Origin of the sequence: Bacillus cereus group sp. BfR-BA-01524, from assembly GCF_022662595.1 — a bacterium.
Lineage (GTDB): Bacteria > Bacillota > Bacilli > Bacillales > Bacillaceae_G > Bacillus_A > Bacillus_A thuringiensis_S.
In genome coordinates this window covers 1-2,866 of sequence record NZ_JAKUDW010000201.1, presented here as the reverse complement: position 1 = coordinate 2,866, position 2,866 = coordinate 1, and the positions used below count along the sequence as shown (strand labels likewise).

The following is a 2,866-nucleotide window of genomic DNA, read 5'->3' as shown; positions in this document are numbered from 1 at the left end:
AAAACCAGAAGTGAAGCCAGATCCAAAGCCTGAAACAAAACCAGAGGAAAAACCAGAAGTGAAACCAGATCCAAAGCCTGAAACAAAACCAGAGGAAAAACCAGAAGTGAAGCCAGATCCAAAGCCTGAAACAAAACCAGAAGTGAAGCCAGATCCGAAACCTGAAACAAAGCCAGAGGAAAAACCTGAAACTAAGCCAGAGACAAAGCCAGAAGTACCAGCAGGCTTAGATGCTAGTTTAGCAAATGAGAAATTGGTTTATTATCCAGAAGCATTAAAAAACCCAATAGTACAGAAACAAGTATCTAGTGAAGCTCAGAGTATCATTAAAGATATTAATAGTACTTATAATACAAGCTTAAAATATAAAGAGATTGGTGGTTCTATTGATTTATTAGATAGTAATATGTATCTACCAGAAGGTTCTATTGGAGCACAATTTTCTGTAGTTGGAAGTTCAGGTGATTTTAAAATGTATTTCCTAGATAACAACAAAGCGACTGTTGAATTAGCGAAACAATGGACTACTTTACTAAGTGGCTTAAATCTAGATAAGGAAATTCAAGAAACGGTTGATGCACGTAAAATAAACAACTATGAAAAAGGAAACTATAAAATTCGCATTGGACAATCTATGGCTGATCACACAATGTATGTAGACGTTCATTCAAAATAACGATATAATAATTTATAATTATAATAAGATATACAAATGATATACGTGAAGGACAAACCTTACGTACCTAACCAATGGTACAGGTTTGTCCTTTTTTATGTTTTAGGGGGGAAAATAATGAAAATAAAAAGTAAACTATTGTTGGTTTGTACTTCTGTTTTATTAGCGATGCCTACAATGGTCGAGGCAAAAAATGCCGATGTACCTTTTCTGAATGGAAATGAGGATAAGTTTCTTAAGTCAAAAGATTTACAAATGAAAGGTAAATTCTATCGATTTGGAAGAGATTATGCACCACCTGGTATAGATTTAGCGTACAAAGGAGACCTTCACTATCCGGCTGTTTACAATGGTTCATTTAATTTTGAAAATCCAAGAGGAAATTTAGTACAAGAAGAAGACCTAAGTGAACCATATGTACGGATTTCAAACGAAGGTTATTGGAATAAGGCTGTCACAGTGGGAGATCGGATGGTTACAGAAATAGAAAGAGTGAATAATGGTGTTATTTCTGATAAATATTGGGGAAATCCTAAATTTGTTTTAGATAATATAAACAGCCATGTCATTTTTAATAATACAGGTTCTGAGAATTATGGAGAATTTTACTGGATTCGTGATATAGCTTATCTTTCTGGTGGATATGCAGGTGCTGGTGGCGTAAATGGAATAAATAAATATAGTTTATGGTATGTACGAACTAGTAAACCTGAAATAAAAGATTTTAAAGTCTCTAGTGGTAAGAAGGATACACCTGTTAAGTTTACATTTAACGGTTTCGAGTATGTAAGTAAAGAGAAAGGATATACAGAACGTGGTCCCAAACTCGATATAGGTAACCCTTATTCATCGATAGCAGGTGAACGAAATCGTGTGCAATGGCTACTAGATATTACTAAAAGTGGTGAAACAGTGTATCATCAAGAAAATTACTTACGCTCAACGCCACAAAAAGATAATCAAAAACCAAATGAAGGTGATGCAGGACGATTTACGAAAGAAGATATAAGTTGGCAGCCTCAGATGTGTGGTCGTTATACTGCAAAATTAAAAATTATTGATGGGGTTCAAAGGGGGTCAAATGAGAAAACAGTTGATTTTATTGTAGATGGAAACTGTGGTACAGAAGTAACACCTAATCCAGATCCAGGTGATGAAGATGATTTTAAATATAAAATTGATTTCTCTGCTGACCGAATTGAAGGAGAAACAGCAAGAGAAGGAAAGAATATTAAAACAAGAGTAGATGTATCACGTGACAATTTTAAACCAGAACGTGACCAATATAGAGAAAAGGCAAATAACAATATTAACAAGTCTCAACAAGAAGTAAATAGCTCTGAATCGGAAAGAGATAGTGCTCAATCTAGTCTAAGTTATTGTCGCCGTAATCCAATTCATGAAGTAGATGCCGAGGGAAAGGATCACTACATTGATAGAGACTGCTCTTGGGAAGAAAATAGACTAGATAGTGCGGCAAATAAGCTAGATAATGCAAGACAGAAGTTAGAAAAAGAGAAGAATAAAATTAAAAAGTTAGATGTATTAGAAGAGAAATATACGAATCCTGAAACAGTAGTTGTGTTAAAACATAACGGACAACAAGTAGCTTTACAAAAGGTAAGATTAACTGAGGGAGAAAAGAAAACCCTGAACCTTGACTGGCAACATAAAGGTAAAGGAACAATTCAAGCGGAAATTAACCCTGCTGGTAACCGTATAGACATCGAGGAAACTACGTACAAAAATAATCCTATTAAAACTGCAATCTATGAGCCTTCAAAAGAAAAGGCAATGTGTGGTGTAACGAGTGTAAAAGGTGTAGTAGAAACAGTAAGTGAACGTGTATCAAAAGAAGATATAACTGGGGAAATGTATTATGAAACTTTGACAGGGAGTATTGATAATTTAGCTCCTTCTAAGCTACATTCTGGTTATGGATTTTCGTATGAAGTAAAAGGTAAGTACAAAAATGATTGGAATGCAAATTACCCTGGTGTATTTACTGCTGCTAAAGCACAATACCCATTTGCAGACGAAGGATTAAAGTCTACCCAAGATTTAGAGAAGAAAGAACTTAAAGATAATACAGCAAAATTCCTACCTAAAAATATGTATTTATCTGAAGCAATAGGACATGTTTTTGATAGTAAAAGACCAACTAAGTCTTTATATTGGGATGGACAAGAG

At 34.5% G+C, this 2,866-nt stretch carries 1 protein-coding gene and 1 pseudogene; both read left to right on the top strand.

The window, feature by feature from the left end; genetic code table 11:
* Window positions 1-676: pseudogene (locus MR170_RS30245) on the top strand (S-layer homology domain-containing protein); the annotation flags it as partial.
* Window positions 677-793: 117 nt separating this feature from the next.
* The coding region (locus tag MR170_RS30240) for a hypothetical protein (protein WP_242310573.1) at window positions 794-2,866 on the top strand (2,073 nt) is incomplete at its 3' end.